A 14,812-nucleotide genomic window follows, 5' to 3' on the forward strand; every position below is an offset into this window, starting at 1 on the left:
CCGTCAGAAACGGTAGCCGAAACCGACCATGTAAACCCAGGGGTCGACGTCAACATCGACCTTGGTTTTCTGTACGCCCAGCGCGGACGGGCCGTCTACGCTCGCCTTGGTGTCGATGTCCATGTACCAGACAGCGGCGTTGACGAAGGCGTGCTCGTTGAGCATGTAGTCCATGCCCAGCTCGGCGGCCAGGCCCCAGGAGTCCTGCAGCTTCAGGTTGCTGAAGCCCTGGTCCTTGCGGTTGCTGGCCAGGTCTTCGTCGAAGAAGGTGGTGTAGTTGATGCCCAGGCCGCCGTACGGCTGGAAGGCAGAGTTGGTACCACCCATGGGGTAGTACTGCAGCAGCACGGTCGGCGGCAGCTGCTTGATGTCGGCCAGCTTGCCGTCCAGGCCGGTCAGGCCGGTGGCCTTGTTCAGGCCCTTGACGTCGACCTGGTGGTTGAACGGGGTGGCGGCGACCAGCTCGATGCCGATCTTGTCGGTGAGCAGGTAGGCGAAGGTCAGGCCCAGCTGGGTGTCGCTGTCGACAGTGGCCTTGGTGCCGCTGACCTTGGTGCCGTCGAGCTTGACGTTGGAGCTGCTGTCATCGGGCGCCACGGTGGCGAAACCACCACGTACCAGGAAGTCGCCGGCCTGGTGGCCGCGAATGTCGGCGGCCTGGGCTGCGACCGGCGCTGCGACGGCAAGTGAGAGAAGCGAAGTGGTGAGCCAGGACTTACGCATGATGAGCTCCAATATCTCTTTGGTATAAGTGTTGGTGCCCAGAATAGTAGACAGCGCTAAAAGCGCACTTTTGACCTGGCTCAATAAAGACCACAAGCTTTGTAGGAATCGAGGGTGCGGCAAAGCGCCGCGCCCTGTCACTGGCCGGTGTATTCGTAGGGTTCGATGCTGCTGGCCTGCATCTGGTAGCCGGCCTCGGCGAGGTCGCTTTCCATCGCCTTCACGCTCATCCTGCCGATGATCCAGAAGGGCTGATAAAGCTCGTCGACTTTTACGCCCTTGCCGCCTCGAACATAGACGATCTGGTTGGACGGCGGTGCCGGCACGTGGATGCAGGCGCCGTAGTAGGGCACCAGCAGGAAGTCGCGAACGGTCTGGCCGTCTTCCTCCACTTCCAGCGGCACGATGTAGCCGGGCATCTTCACTTCCTGGCCGTCCAGCTGCTGTACCACGGGAGCGTTGGGTATCTGCTGCTTCACCGCCGGTCCACTCTCCGAATTGAGTACATCGGAGAGCTTGGACATATCGTGCAGCGGCACTGGCGGCGGGGGCGGCGGTGCGCCCTCGGGGATCAGCTCCGGCCAGCTCAGCTCACGCGGCGCCGCCCAGACGGCGGCGCTGGTGAGCATCAGCAGGAGAAACAGCAGGCGACGCATGGGGCTTTCCTTCAGGGTCTGGCTCGCAGGGGGCTGAATCAGAGGCGGATCGACAGGCCATCGGCCAGCGATTGCCGGTAGGCACGCCACGCCGGTACACAACCGATCAGCAGCGCCGCCAGGAGTATGCCGCCCAGCAGTGACCATTCATAGGCGCTGGGCAGCGCCAATGGCAGGAAGATGCCGTAGTTCGCCTGGACGTACGCCTGGCTGCCGGCGATGCCGGCGTAGAGCAGCCCGATGCCCAGTGCCACGCCCGCCAGCGCCAGGGAGAAGGCTTCCGCCACCAGCAGGCTGAAGATGTGCCAGGGCCGCGCGCCCACCGAGCGCAGGATGGCCATCTCGCGGCGGCGTTCGTTGAGGCTGGTGAGGATGGCGGTGAGCATGCCGATCAGGCCGGTCAGCACCACGAACAGCGAGACCACGAACAGCGCCTTCTCCGCCGTGCCCATCAGCCCCCACAGCTCCTGCAGCGCCACGCCCGGGAGGATCGCCATCAGCGGTTCGCCGTCGTATTCGTTGATCTGCCGCTGCAGAGTGAACGTTGCCACCTTGCTCTTGAGGCCCAGCAGGAAGGCGGTGATCGCCTTGGGCTGCAGGTCCATGCCGCGCGCCTGGTCTTCGCTGACGCGGTCGGCGCCGCGTGCCGGGACGCCGTTCTTCCAGTCAACGTGCAGCGCCTCCATGCCTTGCAGGGAGATGTGCAGGGTGCGGTCCACCGGCGTACCGGTGCGCTTGAGGATGCCGACCACGGTGAACGGCTTGTCGTCGTGCTGCACCAGGCTGATGGTGCTGACGCCGTGGGCCAGGACGATCTTGTCGCCCAGCTTGTAATGCAGGGCCTGCGCGACTTCCGCGCCGAGCACCACGTCGAACAGGTCCTGGCCGAACGGTTTGCCCTCTGCCAGCTCCAGCGTCTGCCCGCGGCCGAAACGGTAGTGCTCGAAGTAGCCGGTGTCGGTGCCCATGACGCGATAGCCGCGGTGCGAATCGCCCAGGGAGATCGGGATGGCCCACTTCACCAGCGGGCTGTGGGTCACCGTCTCGTAGCTTTCCCAGCGGATGTTGTTGGTGGCATTGCCGATGCGGAATACCGAGTAGAGCAGCAGGTTCACCGAGCCGGAGCGGGCGCCGACGATCAGGTCGGTGCCGGAGATGGTGCTGGCGAAGCTGGCCTTGGCCTCTGTGCGTACGCGCTCCACCGCCAGCAGCAGGCAGGCGGAGAGGGCGATGGCGAAGATGGTCAGCAGGGCGGTGAAGCGGCGGTTGGACAGGCTGGCGAGCGCCAGGCGCAACAGGTACATGCTCAGATTCCCGGAGCGCGGGCGGCGCGGTTGAGGTCGGTCAGCGACAGGCTGCGATCGAACAGGGTCGCCAGGCTCTGGTCGTGGCTGACGAACAGCAGGCTGGCGCCGGCCTCGCGGCATTCGGCGAACAGCAATTGGAGGAAGGCTTCGCGGGCGTCGGCGTCCAGCGCCGAGGTCGGTTCGTCGGCGATCACCAGTTCCGGCTGGCCGATCAGCGCGCGGGCGGCGGCGACGCGCTGCTGCTGGCCGATCGACAGGCTGTCGGCGCGGCGTTCGATCAGCGCCGCATCGCCCAGGCCCAGATGTTTGAGCAGCGCCTCGGCGGCCTTGGCCACGCTGCCGTGGCGCAGGGTCGCGCGCTCGGCGCGGCTGTGGGAGAAGTGACAGGGCAGCTCGACGTTTTCCCGCACTGAAAGGAACGGCAGCAGGTTGAACTGCTGGAAGATGTAGCCGGTGTGATCGACGCGAAAATGATCGCGGCGCGAAGGCTTCATCTGCGCGATGTCTTCGCCGAGCAGCTTCACGCTGCCGCGCTGGGGGCGCTGCACGCCGCCGAGCAGGCCGAGCAGGGTGGTCTTGCCGCTGCCGGACGGGCCCTTGAGGAACAGGGTCTCGCCACGGGCCAGGGTGAAGGCCGGGATGTCCAGCAGCTCCGCCTGGCCGGGCCAGGCGAAGCCGAGGTTGTCGAGTTCGAGCAGTGCGGTCATTTCAGAGCGTCGTGATCAGAAGTTCAGGGTCGGGTTGGCGGCGGTCAATTCTGCACCTTGCTGGCCGCTCGGGCCGATCAGTTGTACCTGAATCTTCTGGGTCGCCGGGAAGCGTTTGAACAGCGGCGCGAAATCGAGGGTGGCGAGATCCTGCGGCTGGGCGCAGGTCAGCTGGTAGTGGGCGTCGATGTCGGCGTGTTGGTGACCTTCGTGTTCGTCGTGGTCGCCATCTGCATGTTCGTGGTCATGATCGTGGTCTTCCGCCTTGGGCGCATCGCCGAACAGCGGGCTGGAAAGCTCCACCGACTGCACGCTGCATTTTGCCGAGACGGGCAGGGCGAGCAGTTGCAGCGGCTGCTTGAGCTGGGCCTGCACGGCGGCAACCGTGGCCTTGTCGGCGTCGCTGGTGGCGGTGTGCTCGAAGCCGACGAAGTTCATCGCCGGGCTGTCCATCTCCAGTTCCAGGGTCTTGCCGTCGAGGGCGACGTTGAGCTGGGCGACGCCATGCTCGTGCTTGCCGAGGCTGCCGTGTTCATGTTCGTCGTGGGCCTGGGCGGCGAGGGGCAGCAGGGCGACAGCGAGGAGCAGGGGGCGCATGGGAAACTCCGGTCTGTTGAATGATTTTGTTACGTTATAACAGATTAATTATTAACGCCAGCTTAGCGTTCATTTGGCGCGACGCCTGCACCGTGGGAGCATGCGCGAAAGGCCGCGAGGAGAAGGGCGATGCTGAGAATCAAGGGCACCATCGGCGACTGGCCGGTGGACCTCACCGTGGAGATGGACGACGCCGACTGGGCGCGGCTGGCGCAGAACCTGCCGGCTGCCGCTGTGGCGCCGGTGGCCGCTGCCGTGCCGGCGCCCGCAGCGGGCGCGCCAGTGGATCAGCTGTGGCTGGCCGCGCAGGACCTGCTGCGCCGCAGTGGCAGCAGCGAGGGACCGCAACTGCTGGATGAGCTGGCGGCGCTGGCGGGGAGTTCAGGGGCGGCGAAGGGGCTGCTGGTGCGCCTGCGGCACAGTCCGAAGGTGAAGATCGAGGTGCACGAGGGTGTGCAGGTCTTCAACTGGATCGAGGAGTAGAAGCCTTCGCGGCCTGCTCTGGTAGGGCGAGTAACGCGCCAGCGTTATCCGCCGCGAATTTGATGGCGGATAACCTGTTCCAGGTTATGCGCCCTACGGTTCGGGAGGCCTCTGCGCTGGGGGAAAGCGCTGGCACGGACCGAGCCCATGCCGCCATGAAAAAGGGCGCCTTGCGGCGCCCTGTTTATCAGTACAACACGTTCGCCAGTTTGCGCCGGTAGGCGATCACCAGCGGATGGTCGTTGCCCAGCAGGTCGAACACCTGGACCAGCGTCTTGCGCGGCAGGTCCTCGCCGTAGCTGCGGTTGCGCACGAACAGCTTGAGCAGGGCGTCCAGCGCCGCCTCGTACTGCTGGCGGGCCAGTTGCTGGACGGCCAGTTGGTACGTGGCTTCGTCGTCGTTGGCGTCGGCGGCCAGGCGGGTCTTCAGTGTGGCGGCGTCGGGCAGGTCGGCAGCCTGGCGCAGGAAGGTCAGCTGGGCCTTGGCGGCGGCCAGTGCCTGCTTGTGCTCGTCGCTCTTCACTGCGTCGAGCACGGTCTCGGCTTCACCCATCTCGCCGCGCTCGGCGAGGCAACGGGCGTAGAGGATCAGCGCGGCGGCGTTGGTGTTGTCTTCGCCCAACAGCACCTTGAGTTGTGCCTCGGCTTCGGCAAAGCGGCCTTCGTTGAAGGCGTTCTGCGCCAGTTCCAGTGGATTGTCGGCGGCCGGAGCGGGTGGCTGTACGTGCTGCTCGAGCATCTGGCGGATCGCCGATTCGGGCTGCGCGCCGGCGAAGCCATCCACCGGCTGGCCGTCCTTGAACAGCACCACGGTGGGCAGGCTGCGGATGCCGAAGCGCATCACGATGTCCTGCTCGATGTCGCAGTTGACCTTGGCCAGCAGCAACTCGCCCTGGTAGGACTCGGTGATCTGCGCCAGCAGCGGCATCAGCGCCTTGCACGGGGCGCACCAGTCGGCCCAGAAGTCCACCAGGACCGGCTTGTGGAAGGAGTTCTCGATGACGACCTGATCGAAGTTGGCGATGCTGGCGTCGAAGATGTAAGGCGTATCGCTCATGGGGAATCTCGAATCGAGTGGGGCGATGAAGGTGGTTGCCACTATAAGTGGGGGCGCTGCCTGACGGAAACAACCCACACGCTGGCGCCGGCATTCCCTGTAGGAGCGCCCCATGGGCGCGATCGCGGGCATGGCCCGCTCCTGCAATGGCGCACCCGTCGCGCATTGAGCGTAGGACTGTATCCGAGATGGTTTGCCCCGCCGCGCCGGCGCTACCCGCGGCGCGCGTGATAGAGGCTGACGTGGCGGAATTCGGCCGGCTCGGCCAGGTCCGGCCAGGTGCAGCCGTCGAGAATACCCAGGCGCTGGTACAGCGGATGGCTGAAGTCGCGGACCCGCGAGTCGGCGACCAGGGCCTCGCGGCCACGGCTGAGGAATTCGTCCAGCAGCGGCAGGTTGGCGCGGTCGTAGAGCACGTCGGCGACGATGATCAGGTCGTAGCGGTCTTGCTCCTGGAAGAAGTCCGCCGAATAGCTCAGCTCCACACCGTTCAGCTCGGCGTTGGCGCGGCAGGCGTCCAGCGCCAGTGGGTCGAGGTCGCAGGCCACCACTTCGGCGGCACCGGCCTTGGCCGCGGCGATGGCGGCGATGCCTGAGCCTGCGCCGAAATCCAGTACGCGCTTGCCGCGCACCCACTCGGGTTTCTCGGCCAGCCAGTGCGCCAGCACCAGGCCGCTGGCCCAGCAGAAGCACCAGTAGGGCGGTTCTTCGAGGATGCGCCGGGTTTCGTCGGGGCTGAACTCGCGGTCCATGTTCTGCGCGTCGATCAGCCAGAGGCGGATGTCGGTGCCCGGCAAGGTTTCGGCGGACAGGCGCGCGTCGCCGAGCAGTTCACCGAGGGCTGTCTGCAGGGAAAGCGGTGGCGTCACGGCGCGCGCTCCAGGCGCAGCTCGCCGAGGGCGCGGGTTTCCGGCTGGGTGATGCGCACCGGCGGCAGGCGCCAGGCCAGCTGGCCGGACTGCGAGACGCGGCCATGCAGTTCGACGCGGGCGCCGGCCGGGAAGGATTCCGGATTGAACACCACGCGGAACGGCAGGGCCTGGCCGGTGGCAATCATCTTCTCGCTGGAGAGCAACTGCTGCGGGCGGTCGCGCTGGTCGATCACCAGCAGCGCCAGTTCCACTTCGCTGCCGGCTGGCAGGAAGCCCTGGGAGCTGCTGAGCTGGCCGCTGAGGGCGCGCATGTTGGCCGGCACGGGCTCGTCCAGCGGGGAAGTCGATTTCTTCGTGACGGCGACTGGCTGGGTGACCGGCGCGGGCTTCTCGCTGGCGCAGGCGGCCAGCAGGACGGTAAGGGACAGGCAGAGCAGGCGGGCGAACATGGCGGGCTCCATCGCAACAGATTCCAGGCGGGCGCCTATATAGCCTAATGCCTGCGGCGTGTCTCGTGGGAGCGGGGTTTCTTCGGCCAGTCGATGCGCTACCATGAGCCTCTTACCTTTCCTGACTGCCCAAGACTCGCCATGCACTGTCCTTTCTGCGGCGCCCACGACACCAAAGTCATCGATTCGCGCCTGGTCGCCGAGGGCGACCAGGTCCGCCGGCGCCGTGAGTGCCTGAACTGCGGCGAGCGTTTCACCACCTTCGAGACCGCCGAGCTGGTCATGCCGCGCCTGATCAAGCAGGACGGCAGCCGCCAGCCCTTCGACGAGGACAAGCTGCGCGCCGGAATGCAGCGTGCGCTGGAGAAGCGTCCGGTGAGCATCGAGCGACTCGAGGAGGCGATGGCGCACATCAAGCACAAGCTGCGCGCCACCGGCGAGCGCGAGATCAAGTCGCGGGTGCTGGGCGAGCTGGTGATGGCCGAACTGCAGAAGCTCGATGAGGTTGCCTATATCCGCTTCGCCTCGGTGTACCGCCGCTTCCAGGACCTCAACGAGTTCCGCGAGGAAATCGAGCGCCTGGCTCGCGAGCCGTCGAAGGAATGAGTGGCATGGATGAGTTCTGGATGGCCCGCGCCATCGAGCTGGCGCGCAAGGGCTGGTACACGACCCATCCCAACCCGCGCGTCGGCTGTGTCATCGTCCGCGATGGCGAGGTGGTCGGTGAAGGCTGGCACGTGCGCGCCGGCGAGCCCCACGCGGAAGTCCACGCCCTGCGCCAGGCTGGCGACAAGGCCCGTGGCGCCACCGCCTACGTCACCCTGGAGCCCTGCAGCCATTTCGGCCGCACGCCGCCGTGCGCCGATGCGCTGATCGGCGCCGGACTCGCTCGCGTAGTCGCGGCCATGCAGGACCCGAACCCGCAGGTCGCCGGCAGCGGCATGAAGCGCATTGCCGAAGCGGGCATCGAAGTGCGCTCCGGCGTGCTGGAAAACGAAGCCCGCGCGCTGAACCAGGGCTTCCTCAAGCGCATGGAAACCGGCTTGCCGTTCGTCCGCGTGAAGCTGGCGATGAGCCTGGACGGCCGCACCGCCATGGCCAGTGGCGAGAGCCAGTGGATCACCGGCCCAGCCGCGCGCCGCGCCGTGCAGCGCCTGCGCGCGCAAGCCAGCGTGGTGCTGTCTGGTGCCGATACGGTGCTGACCGATGACGCCCGCCTCACCGTACGCCCGGACGAGCTGGGCTTGGACGCCGATCTGGCTGAACTGGCCTCCCGGCGCCAGCCGCTGCGCGTGCTGATCGACGGCCGCCTGCGGGTGCCGCTGACCGCTACCTTCTTCCAGGCCGGTCCGGCGCTGGTGGTGAGCACCCAGGACGATCCGAACTACGCCGTGGTCGGCCACGAACTGCTGAACCTCGCCGGCCTCGACGGCCAGGTCGACCTGATGGCGCTGCTGGCCGAACTCGGCCGCCGAGGCGTCAACGAGGTGCTGGTGGAGGCTGGTCCACGCCTGGCTGGAGCCTTCGCCCGCCTCGGTCTGGTGGACGAGTACAGCATCTTCATGGCGCCCAAGCTGCTCGGCTCCTCCGCGCGCCCGCTGCTGGAGCTGCCGCTGGAGCGCATGAGCGAATCCCGCGAGCTGAAGATCGTCGACATCCGCGCAGTGGGAGACGACTGGCTGGTCACGGCCAGACCGCTGTGATGGCGCGCTGGCGCCACTGACTTCGGCTTGCCGCCGGGCGCGGAGCGATCAATAGGAAGCTTCCGACTTGCGCCGGCCTGTGGTAAAACGCCACACGCGGTCGACGCTGTAACGACCGCGATTGACGTTCTCAGGGCGGGGTGCAAGTCCCCACCGGCGGTAATGGCGCGCAATGCGCCTAGCCCGCGAGCGCCTGTCCAGACCGGTTCGCCGGATGGCCAGGGTCAGCAGACCCGGTGTGATTCCGGGGCCGACGGTAATAGTCCGGATGAAGAGAGAACGGGATGAGCCATCGGGGCGTGCCTGCGCGCGTCCGTGAAATCCCTTCGATCGATACGCCCTGTTTTTTAACCAAAACAGGAGTTCGCCACATGCATCATCTTTCCCAGTTGGCTACGCGGCCTTGCCGGCCAGCGGCCTTTGCCGTGCGGGAGGCCTCATGTTCACCGGCATAATCGAATCCATCGGCACCATCGCATCCATCACCCCGAAAGGCGGTGACGTGCGCCTGTACGTGAAGACCGGCAAGCTCGACCTCGCCGACGTCAAGCTCGGCGACAGCATCGCGGTCAACGGCATCTGCCTGACGGCGGTGGAACTGCCCGGCGACGGCTTCTGGGCCGACGTCAGCCGCGAGACCCTCGCGCGCACCGCCTTCGCGCAGCTCAAGATCGGCAGCCGGGTGAACCTGGAAAAAGCCCTGACGCCGACCACCCGCCTGGGCGGCCACCTGGTCAGCGGCCACGTCGACGGCGTCGGCGAGATCGTCAAGCGCGAGGAAAACGCCCGCGCCATCCAGTTCACCGTGCGCGCACCGCGTGAGCTGGCCAAGTACATCGCGCTCAAGGGCTCGATCACCGTGGACGGCACCAGCCTGACGGTGAACGCGGTCAACGGCGCCGAGTTCGAGCTGACCATCGTCCCGCACACCGTGCAGGAGACGATCATGGCGGACTACCGCGGTGGTCGCCTGGTCAACCTCGAAGTCGACCTGCTGGCGCGCTACCTGGAGCGCCTGCTGCTCGGCGACAAGGCGGCGGACCCCGCCGCCGGCGCTGGCGGCATCACCGAAGCATTCCTGGCCGAAAACGGCTTCATGAAACACTGATAAGGCTCTTCCCCGTATGGCACTCAACAGCATTGAAGAACTGCTCGACGACATGCGTCAGGGCAAGATGGTCATCCTCATGGATGACGAGGACCGCGAGAACGAAGGCGACCTGATCATCGCCTCCGAGTGTGTCCGCACCGAAGACATTAACTTCATGGCCCGCTTCGCCCGTGGCCTGATTTGCATGCCGATGACCCGCGAGCGCTGCGAGCGCCTGGGCATCCCGCTGATGGTGCAGCGCAACGGTTCCGGCTTCGGCACCAAGTTCACCGTCTCCATCGAGGCCGCTGAAGGCGTCACCACCGGCATCTCCGCCGCTGACCGCGCCCGCACCGTGCAGGCCGCCGCCGCGAAGAACGCGGTTGCCGCCGACATCGTCAGCCCCGGGCACATCTTCCCGCTGATGTCGCAGCCCGGCGGCGTACTGGCTCGCGCCGGTCACACCGAAGCGGCCTGCGACCTGGCGCGCATGGCAGGTTTCGAGCCGTCCGGCGTGATCTGCGAGATCATGAACGACGACGGCACCATGGCCCGTCGCCCGGAACTGGAAGAGTTCGCCCAGCAGCACGGCATCAAGATCGGCACCATCGCCGACCTGATCCACTACCGCCTGATCCACGAGCGCACCGTCGAGCGCCTCGCCGAGCAGCCGCTGGATACCGAACTGGGCCAGTTCAAGCTGATCACCTACCGCGATTCCGTGGAAGGCGACGTGCACCTGGCGCTGACCCTGGGCAACGTCTGCCCGGAAGAGCCGACCCTGGTGCGTGTGCATAACCCCGACCCGCTGCGCGACCTGCTGATGGTCAACCAGGCGGGCCGCTGGAGCCTGCGCGCGGCCATGGCCAAGGTGGCCGAGGCCGGCACCGGCGTGGTCCTGCTGCTGGGTCACCAGGTCGGCGGCGACGATCTGCTGGCGCATGTCCGCGAGATCACCAATACCCCGGCGCCCGTGCAGAAGCCGACCACCACCTACAGCACCGTGGGTGCCGGTTCGCAGATCCTGCGCGACCTGGGCGTTCGCAAGATGCGCCTGATGTCGGCACCGATGCGCTTCAACGCGATATCCGGTTTCGACCTGGAAGTTGTAGAATACCTGCCCGCTGAATGAACCTCGCCGCCGTGCCCTGGCACGGCGGTGCCGTTCTTCTACCCTATTTGCGGAGCGCCACAGTGACGCTCCGGCTCTTTAACAGTGAGACTTGCCCATGACCCTGAAGACCATCGAAGGTACCTTCATCGCCCCCAAAGGCCGCTTTGCCCTGGTGGTTGGCCGCTTCAACAGCTTCGTGGTGGAAAGCCTGGTGGAAGGCGCTATCGACGCGCTGGTGCGCCACGGCGTCGCCCAGAGCGAAATCACCGTGATCCGTGCTCCGGGCGCCTTCGAAATCCCGCTGGTAGCGCAGAAAGTCGCCCAGCGCGGCGAGTTCGACGCCATCATCGCCCTCGGCGCGGTGATCCGTGGCGGCACCCCGCACTTCGAATACGTTGCTGGTGAGTGCACCAAGGGTCTGGCGCAGGTTTCCCTGCAGTTCGGCGTGCCGGTCGCCTTCGGCGTGCTGACGGTCGACTCCATCGAACAAGCCATCGAGCGCTCCGGCACCAAGGCCGGCAACAAAGGCGCCGAAGCTGCCCTGTCCGCCCTGGAAATGGTGAGCCTGCTGTCGCAGCTGGAGGCCAAGTGAGCACCCAGGACGGCAACAACGCCCCGGCAAAGCCCGCCAAGCCGAACAAGATCGCCATGCGTCGCAAGGCCCGCAGCCTCGCGGTGCAGGCCCTGTACTCCTGGCAGATGGCTGGTCAGCCGCTCAACGAGATCGAGGCGACCTTCCGTACCGACAACGATTTCAGTGATGTCGACGGTGCCTACTTCCACGAGATCCTGCACGGCGTACCGCGCCTGAAGACCGATCTGGACGAGGCGTTCGCTCCCTGCCTGGACCGTGCGCTGGAAGAGATCGACCCGGTGGAGCTGGCCATCCTGCGCCTGGCCACCTACGAGCTGCGCAATCGCCTGGACGTGCCGTACAAGGTCGTCATCAACGAAGGTATCGAGCTGGCCAAGACCTTCGGCGCCACCGACGGACACAAGTTCGTCAACGGCGTGCTGGACAAGCTCGCTCCGCGCCTGCGCGCCGCCGAACTGCGTGGCGCCAAGCGCTGAGGCATGGGTGAGTTCGAGCTGATCCGTCGCTACTTCGCCTCGGCCGCCTGTGCGGCCGGCGGCGAGGCAGTGGCATTGGGGATCGGCGACGACTGCGCGCTCCTCGCGCCCAAGGCCGGCGAACAGCTGGCGATCTCCACCGACACCCTGGTCGTCGGCGTGCATTTTCCCGCCGTCTGCGATCCCTTCCTGCTTGGCCAGCGTGCCCTGGCGGTGTCCGCCAGCGACCTGGCGGCCATGGGCGCCGCGCCCATCGGCTTCACCCTTGCCCTGACCCTGCCCGAGGCCGACCCGGCCTGGCTGGAAGGTTTCGCCCGTGGCCTGAACCAGAAGGCGCAGGAATGCGCGCTGGTGCTGATCGGCGGCGACACCACCCGTGGCCCGCTGGCGATGACCGTCACCGTATTCGGCGGGGTGCCCGCCGGGCAGGCGCTGACCCGCGCCGGTGCGCGGCCGGGCGACCTGCTCTGCGTTGGTGGCCCGCTGGGCGAAGCGGGCGGGGCGTTGCCGCTGGTACTGGGCGAGATGACCGCGGAACCGTCCGTCGCCGAGCCGCTGCTGGCGCGCTACTGGTCGCCGCAGCCGCAGCTGGACTTCGGCCAGGCGCTGCGCGGCAAGGCCACCGCGGCGCTGGATATTTCCGACGGGCTGCTCGCCGACTGCGGACACATCGCCCGCGCCTCTGGCGTGGCGCTCATCGTCGAAGCCGACAAGCTGCCGGAAAGCCCGGCGCTGGAAACCCTGCTGGGCGCCGAGCGCGCGCAGCAGCTCAAGCTGGGCGCCGGTGACGACTACGTGCTCGCCTTCACCCTGCCTGCCGAGCATCTGCCGGCACTTTCGGCGAACTGGCCGGCCCTGCGCGTGGTCGGTAGGGTGGAAGCCGGTTCGGGCGTACGCGTGCTCGATGGCGCTGGTGCCGACATCACGCCGCATCAGGGCGGCTACCTGCATTTCATGGAGTGACCGTGACAGAACACCCCAACCAGGCCCCGGCCCAACCCGTACCCCATTCGGTATGGAGCAATCCCTGGCACTTCCTGGCCTTCGGCTTCGGCTCGGGCACCCTGCCCAAGGCGCCGGGCACCTGGGGTTCGCTGGTTGCGCTACCCTTCATACCACTCTGGCAGATGCTGCCGGACTGGGGTTACTGGCTGATGCTGGGCGTCACCATGCTGTTCGGCTTCTGGCTGTGCGGCAAGGTTGCCGACGACCTGCGCGTGCACGATCACGAAGGCATCGTCTGGGACGAGATGGTCGGCATGTGGATCACCCTCTGGCTGGTGCCGGAAGGCTGGTGGTGGCTGCTGGTCGGGTTCGTGGTGTTCCGCATCGTCGACATTTCCAAGCCCTGGCCGATCAGCTGGATCGACCGCAACGTCCATGGCGGCGTCGGCATCATGCTCGACGATGTGCTGGCCGGCGTTTTTGCCTGGCTGGTGATGCAAGGCCTGACATGGGGTTGGGCCCACTGGCTGATCTGAGGAAGATCGATGCGCCGACTGCTGTGCCTGCTCCTCTGCCTGTGCTGGCTGCCGGCGACTTCCCTGACGTCGGCCCTGGCCTCTGACAAGGCCGCCGAAGCGCCTGCCGGGCTGCCCGCGGAAGTCCGGGTGGTCAGCGAAGTCTGGGTCAACTACAGCCAGGCAGACGGGAGTGGCCTGGCCTGGGATCTGCTGCGGGCCATCTACGAACCCGAAGGTGTGCGCCTGAGCCTGCGCAGCGAGCCCTACGTGCGCTCGGTCGGGCTGGTGCAGCGCGGCGAGGCGGACGCCTGGGTCGGTTCCTACCGCAACGAAATCGATCACATCATCTATCCGCACTGGCCCTATGACGTCGATCCGATCGGCGCGCTGGGCCTGAAGACTTCTCCCCAGCCGACCCTGGCCACGCTCGACCGCTACCGCCTGGCGTGGATGCGCGGCTATGCGTTCGACCGCTACCTGGACCACCTCAAGCAGCGCAACGAGCTGCAACGGCGCAGCTCGGCCCTGCCAATGCTCGACGGCCACCGCATCGACTACTTCATCGACGCGCGGCCCGAGCTGGAAGAGATGATCGAGGCCAGGGGCGTTGATGCCAGCGAGTACCACATCACCGATATCGGCACCATTGCGCTGTATCTTGGCTTCGCCAACAACGACCGTGGGCGGGCATTGGCGAAACTCTATGATTCACGCATGCAGGTGCTTTACCGCAGCGGCGAGCTGGAACGCATCTTCGCCCGCTGGCACTGGCCTTACGCCCCGCTGAAACCGCTGCTGCCGCCCAAGGAGTGATCGCCATGCGCCTGTCCGCCCTGATCTGCCTGTCTCTCTGCTCCTTCGCTGCCGTAGCGGCGCCTCAGGTGCAGGTGGTGGGGCTGTTCCCCGGTGCCGCGGTGCTCAGCATCGATGGCCAGCGCAAGCTGGTGAAGGTCGGCCAGACCGGCCCGGAAGGCGTGCAGGTGGTCAGTGCCGACAGCCACAAGGCGGTGCTGCGCGTGGGCGGCGTCGAGCAGACCTATGAGTTGAGCCGCGAGTACAACACGGCCGGCTATGCCACGCCGGCCGCGCACGCCGAGACCAGCATCGCCCGCGGAACCGGCGGCCATTACTGGGTGGCCGGCACGATCAACAACCAGAATGCGCAGTTCCTGGTGGACACCGGCGCGACCTCGATCGCCATGAACGAAGGTCAGGCCCGGCGCCTGGGGCTGGATTACCGCGCCGGCGGTACGCCGATGATGGCCTCCACCGCCAGCGGCACGGCCAAGGGCTGGCGGGTGACGCTCAATAGCGTGAAGCTCGGCGGCGTCGAGGTGCTGGGGGTCGAGGCGGTGGTGCTCGAAGGCGACTTCCCCACCGAAATCCTGCTGGGCATGAGCTACCTCAACCGCGTCGGCTGGCGCGAAGACCAGGGCATGATGTACATCCAGGCCAAGCACTGAGCCCGTAGTCTGCAGTCCCCGTGACTTCTATCAAAAGCATCGATGCTTATCTTGCAG

The 14,812-nt window shown here is 66.7% G+C and carries 19 protein-coding genes and 1 riboswitch; of the genes, 11 read left to right on the forward strand and 8 right to left on the reverse strand.

What is annotated here, in order from left to right; genetic code table 11:
• Window positions 1-3: 3 nt before the first annotated feature.
• The 5 genes from IB261_RS03545 to IB261_RS03565 all read right to left on the reverse strand — a co-directional run bounded on the left by IB261_RS03545 (window position 4) and on the right by IB261_RS03565 (window position 3,990).
• The gene (locus tag IB261_RS03545) at window positions 4-723 is read right to left on the reverse strand and encodes an OmpW/AlkL family protein (RefSeq protein WP_081517113.1); all 720 of its coding nucleotides are present in this window, start codon (window positions 721-723) and stop codon (window positions 4-6) included.
• A 137-nt stretch (window positions 724-860) separates the two neighbouring features.
• Window positions 861-1,379 carry a DUF3299 domain-containing protein gene (locus tag IB261_RS03550; protein ID WP_081517114.1) on the reverse strand — a complete coding sequence of 173 codons (519 nt, stop codon included), beginning with the start codon at window positions 1,377-1,379 and terminating at the stop codon, window positions 861-863.
• Between the two features lie 38 nt (window positions 1,380-1,417).
• Window positions 1,418-2,683, reverse strand: coding sequence for an ABC transporter permease (locus IB261_RS03555; protein WP_151189284.1), 1,266 nt, complete (start codon window positions 2,681-2,683; stop codon window positions 1,418-1,420).
• Window positions 2,684-2,685: 2 nt separating this feature from the next.
• A complete protein-coding gene (locus IB261_RS03560; protein WP_081517116.1) occupies window positions 2,686-3,393 on the reverse strand; it encodes an ABC transporter ATP-binding protein in 708 nt (235 codons plus the stop codon).
• A 15-nt stretch (window positions 3,394-3,408) separates the two neighbouring features.
• Entirely contained in the window at window positions 3,409-3,990 is a 582-nt protein-coding gene (locus IB261_RS03565; RefSeq protein WP_081517117.1) for a DUF2796 domain-containing protein, read from the reverse strand.
• Between the two features lie 129 nt (window positions 3,991-4,119).
• On the opposite strand from IB261_RS03565, the gene IB261_RS03570 reads away from it, so the two are divergent.
• The gene (locus tag IB261_RS03570; protein WP_081517118.1) at window positions 4,120-4,473 is read left to right on the forward strand and encodes a hypothetical protein; all 354 of its coding nucleotides are present in this window, start codon (window positions 4,120-4,122) and stop codon (window positions 4,471-4,473) included.
• A 187-nt stretch (window positions 4,474-4,660) separates the two neighbouring features.
• Here IB261_RS03570 and trxA read toward each other — a convergent pair whose 3' ends face one another.
• The 3 genes from trxA to IB261_RS03585 all read right to left on the reverse strand — a co-directional run bounded on the left by trxA (window position 4,661) and on the right by IB261_RS03585 (window position 6,863).
• Complete coding sequence (gene trxA, locus IB261_RS03575) at window positions 4,661-5,530, reverse strand: thioredoxin (RefSeq protein ID WP_192381481.1); 870 nt, start codon at window positions 5,528-5,530, stop codon at window positions 4,661-4,663.
• Window positions 5,531-5,742: 212 nt separating this feature from the next.
• Window positions 5,743-6,399 (reverse strand): class I SAM-dependent methyltransferase, encoded by a 657-nt coding sequence (locus IB261_RS03580; RefSeq protein WP_151189288.1) that lies wholly within the window; start codon window positions 6,397-6,399, stop codon window positions 5,743-5,745.
• Window positions 6,396-6,863 (reverse strand): YbaY family lipoprotein, encoded by a 468-nt coding sequence (locus IB261_RS03585; RefSeq protein WP_081517121.1) that lies wholly within the window; start codon window positions 6,861-6,863, stop codon window positions 6,396-6,398. Before IB261_RS03585 ends, IB261_RS03580 begins: the two co-directional genes overlap by 4 nt.
• Before the next feature lie 129 nt (window positions 6,864-6,992).
• Between IB261_RS03585 and nrdR the strand changes: the two genes are divergently transcribed.
• From nrdR to IB261_RS03635, 10 genes are all read left to right on the forward strand, one after another.
• Window positions 6,993-7,457, forward strand: coding sequence for a transcriptional regulator NrdR (gene nrdR, locus IB261_RS03590; protein ID WP_045215192.1), 465 nt, complete (start codon window positions 6,993-6,995; stop codon window positions 7,455-7,457).
• The gene (gene ribD, locus IB261_RS03595; protein WP_192381482.1) at window positions 7,454-8,554 is read left to right on the forward strand and encodes a bifunctional diaminohydroxyphosphoribosylaminopyrimidine deaminase/5-amino-6-(5-phosphoribosylamino)uracil reductase RibD; all 1,101 of its coding nucleotides are present in this window, start codon (window positions 7,454-7,456) and stop codon (window positions 8,552-8,554) included. Before nrdR ends, ribD begins: the two co-directional genes overlap by 4 nt.
• Before the next feature lie 122 nt (window positions 8,555-8,676).
• A riboswitch (FMN riboswitch) is annotated at window positions 8,677-8,839 on the forward strand.
• 154 nt (window positions 8,840-8,993) lie between these two features.
• Window positions 8,994-9,662: a riboflavin synthase gene (locus tag IB261_RS03600; RefSeq protein ID WP_081517123.1), complete on the forward strand. Its 669-nt coding sequence runs from the start codon at window positions 8,994-8,996 to the stop codon at window positions 9,660-9,662.
• A gap of 16 nt (window positions 9,663-9,678) precedes the next feature.
• Window positions 9,679-10,776, forward strand: a complete 1,098-nt coding sequence (gene ribBA / locus IB261_RS03605) for a bifunctional 3,4-dihydroxy-2-butanone-4-phosphate synthase/GTP cyclohydrolase II (protein ID WP_081517124.1) — start codon at window positions 9,679-9,681, stop codon at window positions 10,774-10,776.
• A gap of 97 nt (window positions 10,777-10,873) precedes the next feature.
• Window positions 10,874-11,350, forward strand: a complete 477-nt coding sequence (ribH, locus tag IB261_RS03610) for a 6,7-dimethyl-8-ribityllumazine synthase (RefSeq protein WP_081517125.1) — start codon at window positions 10,874-10,876, stop codon at window positions 11,348-11,350.
• Window positions 11,347-11,829 (forward strand): transcription antitermination factor NusB, encoded by a 483-nt coding sequence (gene nusB, locus IB261_RS03615; protein WP_192381483.1) that lies wholly within the window; start codon window positions 11,347-11,349, stop codon window positions 11,827-11,829. Before ribH ends, nusB begins: the two co-directional genes overlap by 4 nt.
• 3 nt (window positions 11,830-11,832) lie before the next feature.
• Window positions 11,833-12,792 carry a thiamine-phosphate kinase gene (gene thiL, locus IB261_RS03620; RefSeq protein ID WP_081517127.1) on the forward strand — a complete coding sequence of 320 codons (960 nt, stop codon included), beginning with the start codon at window positions 11,833-11,835 and terminating at the stop codon, window positions 12,790-12,792.
• Window positions 12,793-12,794: 2 nt separating this feature from the next.
• The gene (locus IB261_RS03625; protein ID WP_081517128.1) at window positions 12,795-13,310 is read left to right on the forward strand and encodes a phosphatidylglycerophosphatase A family protein; all 516 of its coding nucleotides are present in this window, start codon (window positions 12,795-12,797) and stop codon (window positions 13,308-13,310) included.
• A 9-nt stretch (window positions 13,311-13,319) separates the two neighbouring features.
• Window positions 13,320-14,105: a substrate-binding periplasmic protein gene (locus tag IB261_RS03630; RefSeq protein ID WP_192381484.1), complete on the forward strand. Its 786-nt coding sequence runs from the start codon at window positions 13,320-13,322 to the stop codon at window positions 14,103-14,105.
• A gap of 5 nt (window positions 14,106-14,110) precedes the next feature.
• A complete protein-coding gene (locus IB261_RS03635; protein ID WP_081517130.1) occupies window positions 14,111-14,755 on the forward strand; it encodes a retropepsin-like aspartic protease family protein in 645 nt (214 codons plus the stop codon).
• The last annotated feature ends 57 nt before the right edge of the window (window positions 14,756-14,812 follow it).

This window comes from Pseudomonas sp. PDM20 (genome assembly GCF_014852575.3).
Taxonomy (GTDB): Bacteria; Pseudomonadota; Gammaproteobacteria; order Pseudomonadales; family Pseudomonadaceae; genus Pseudomonas.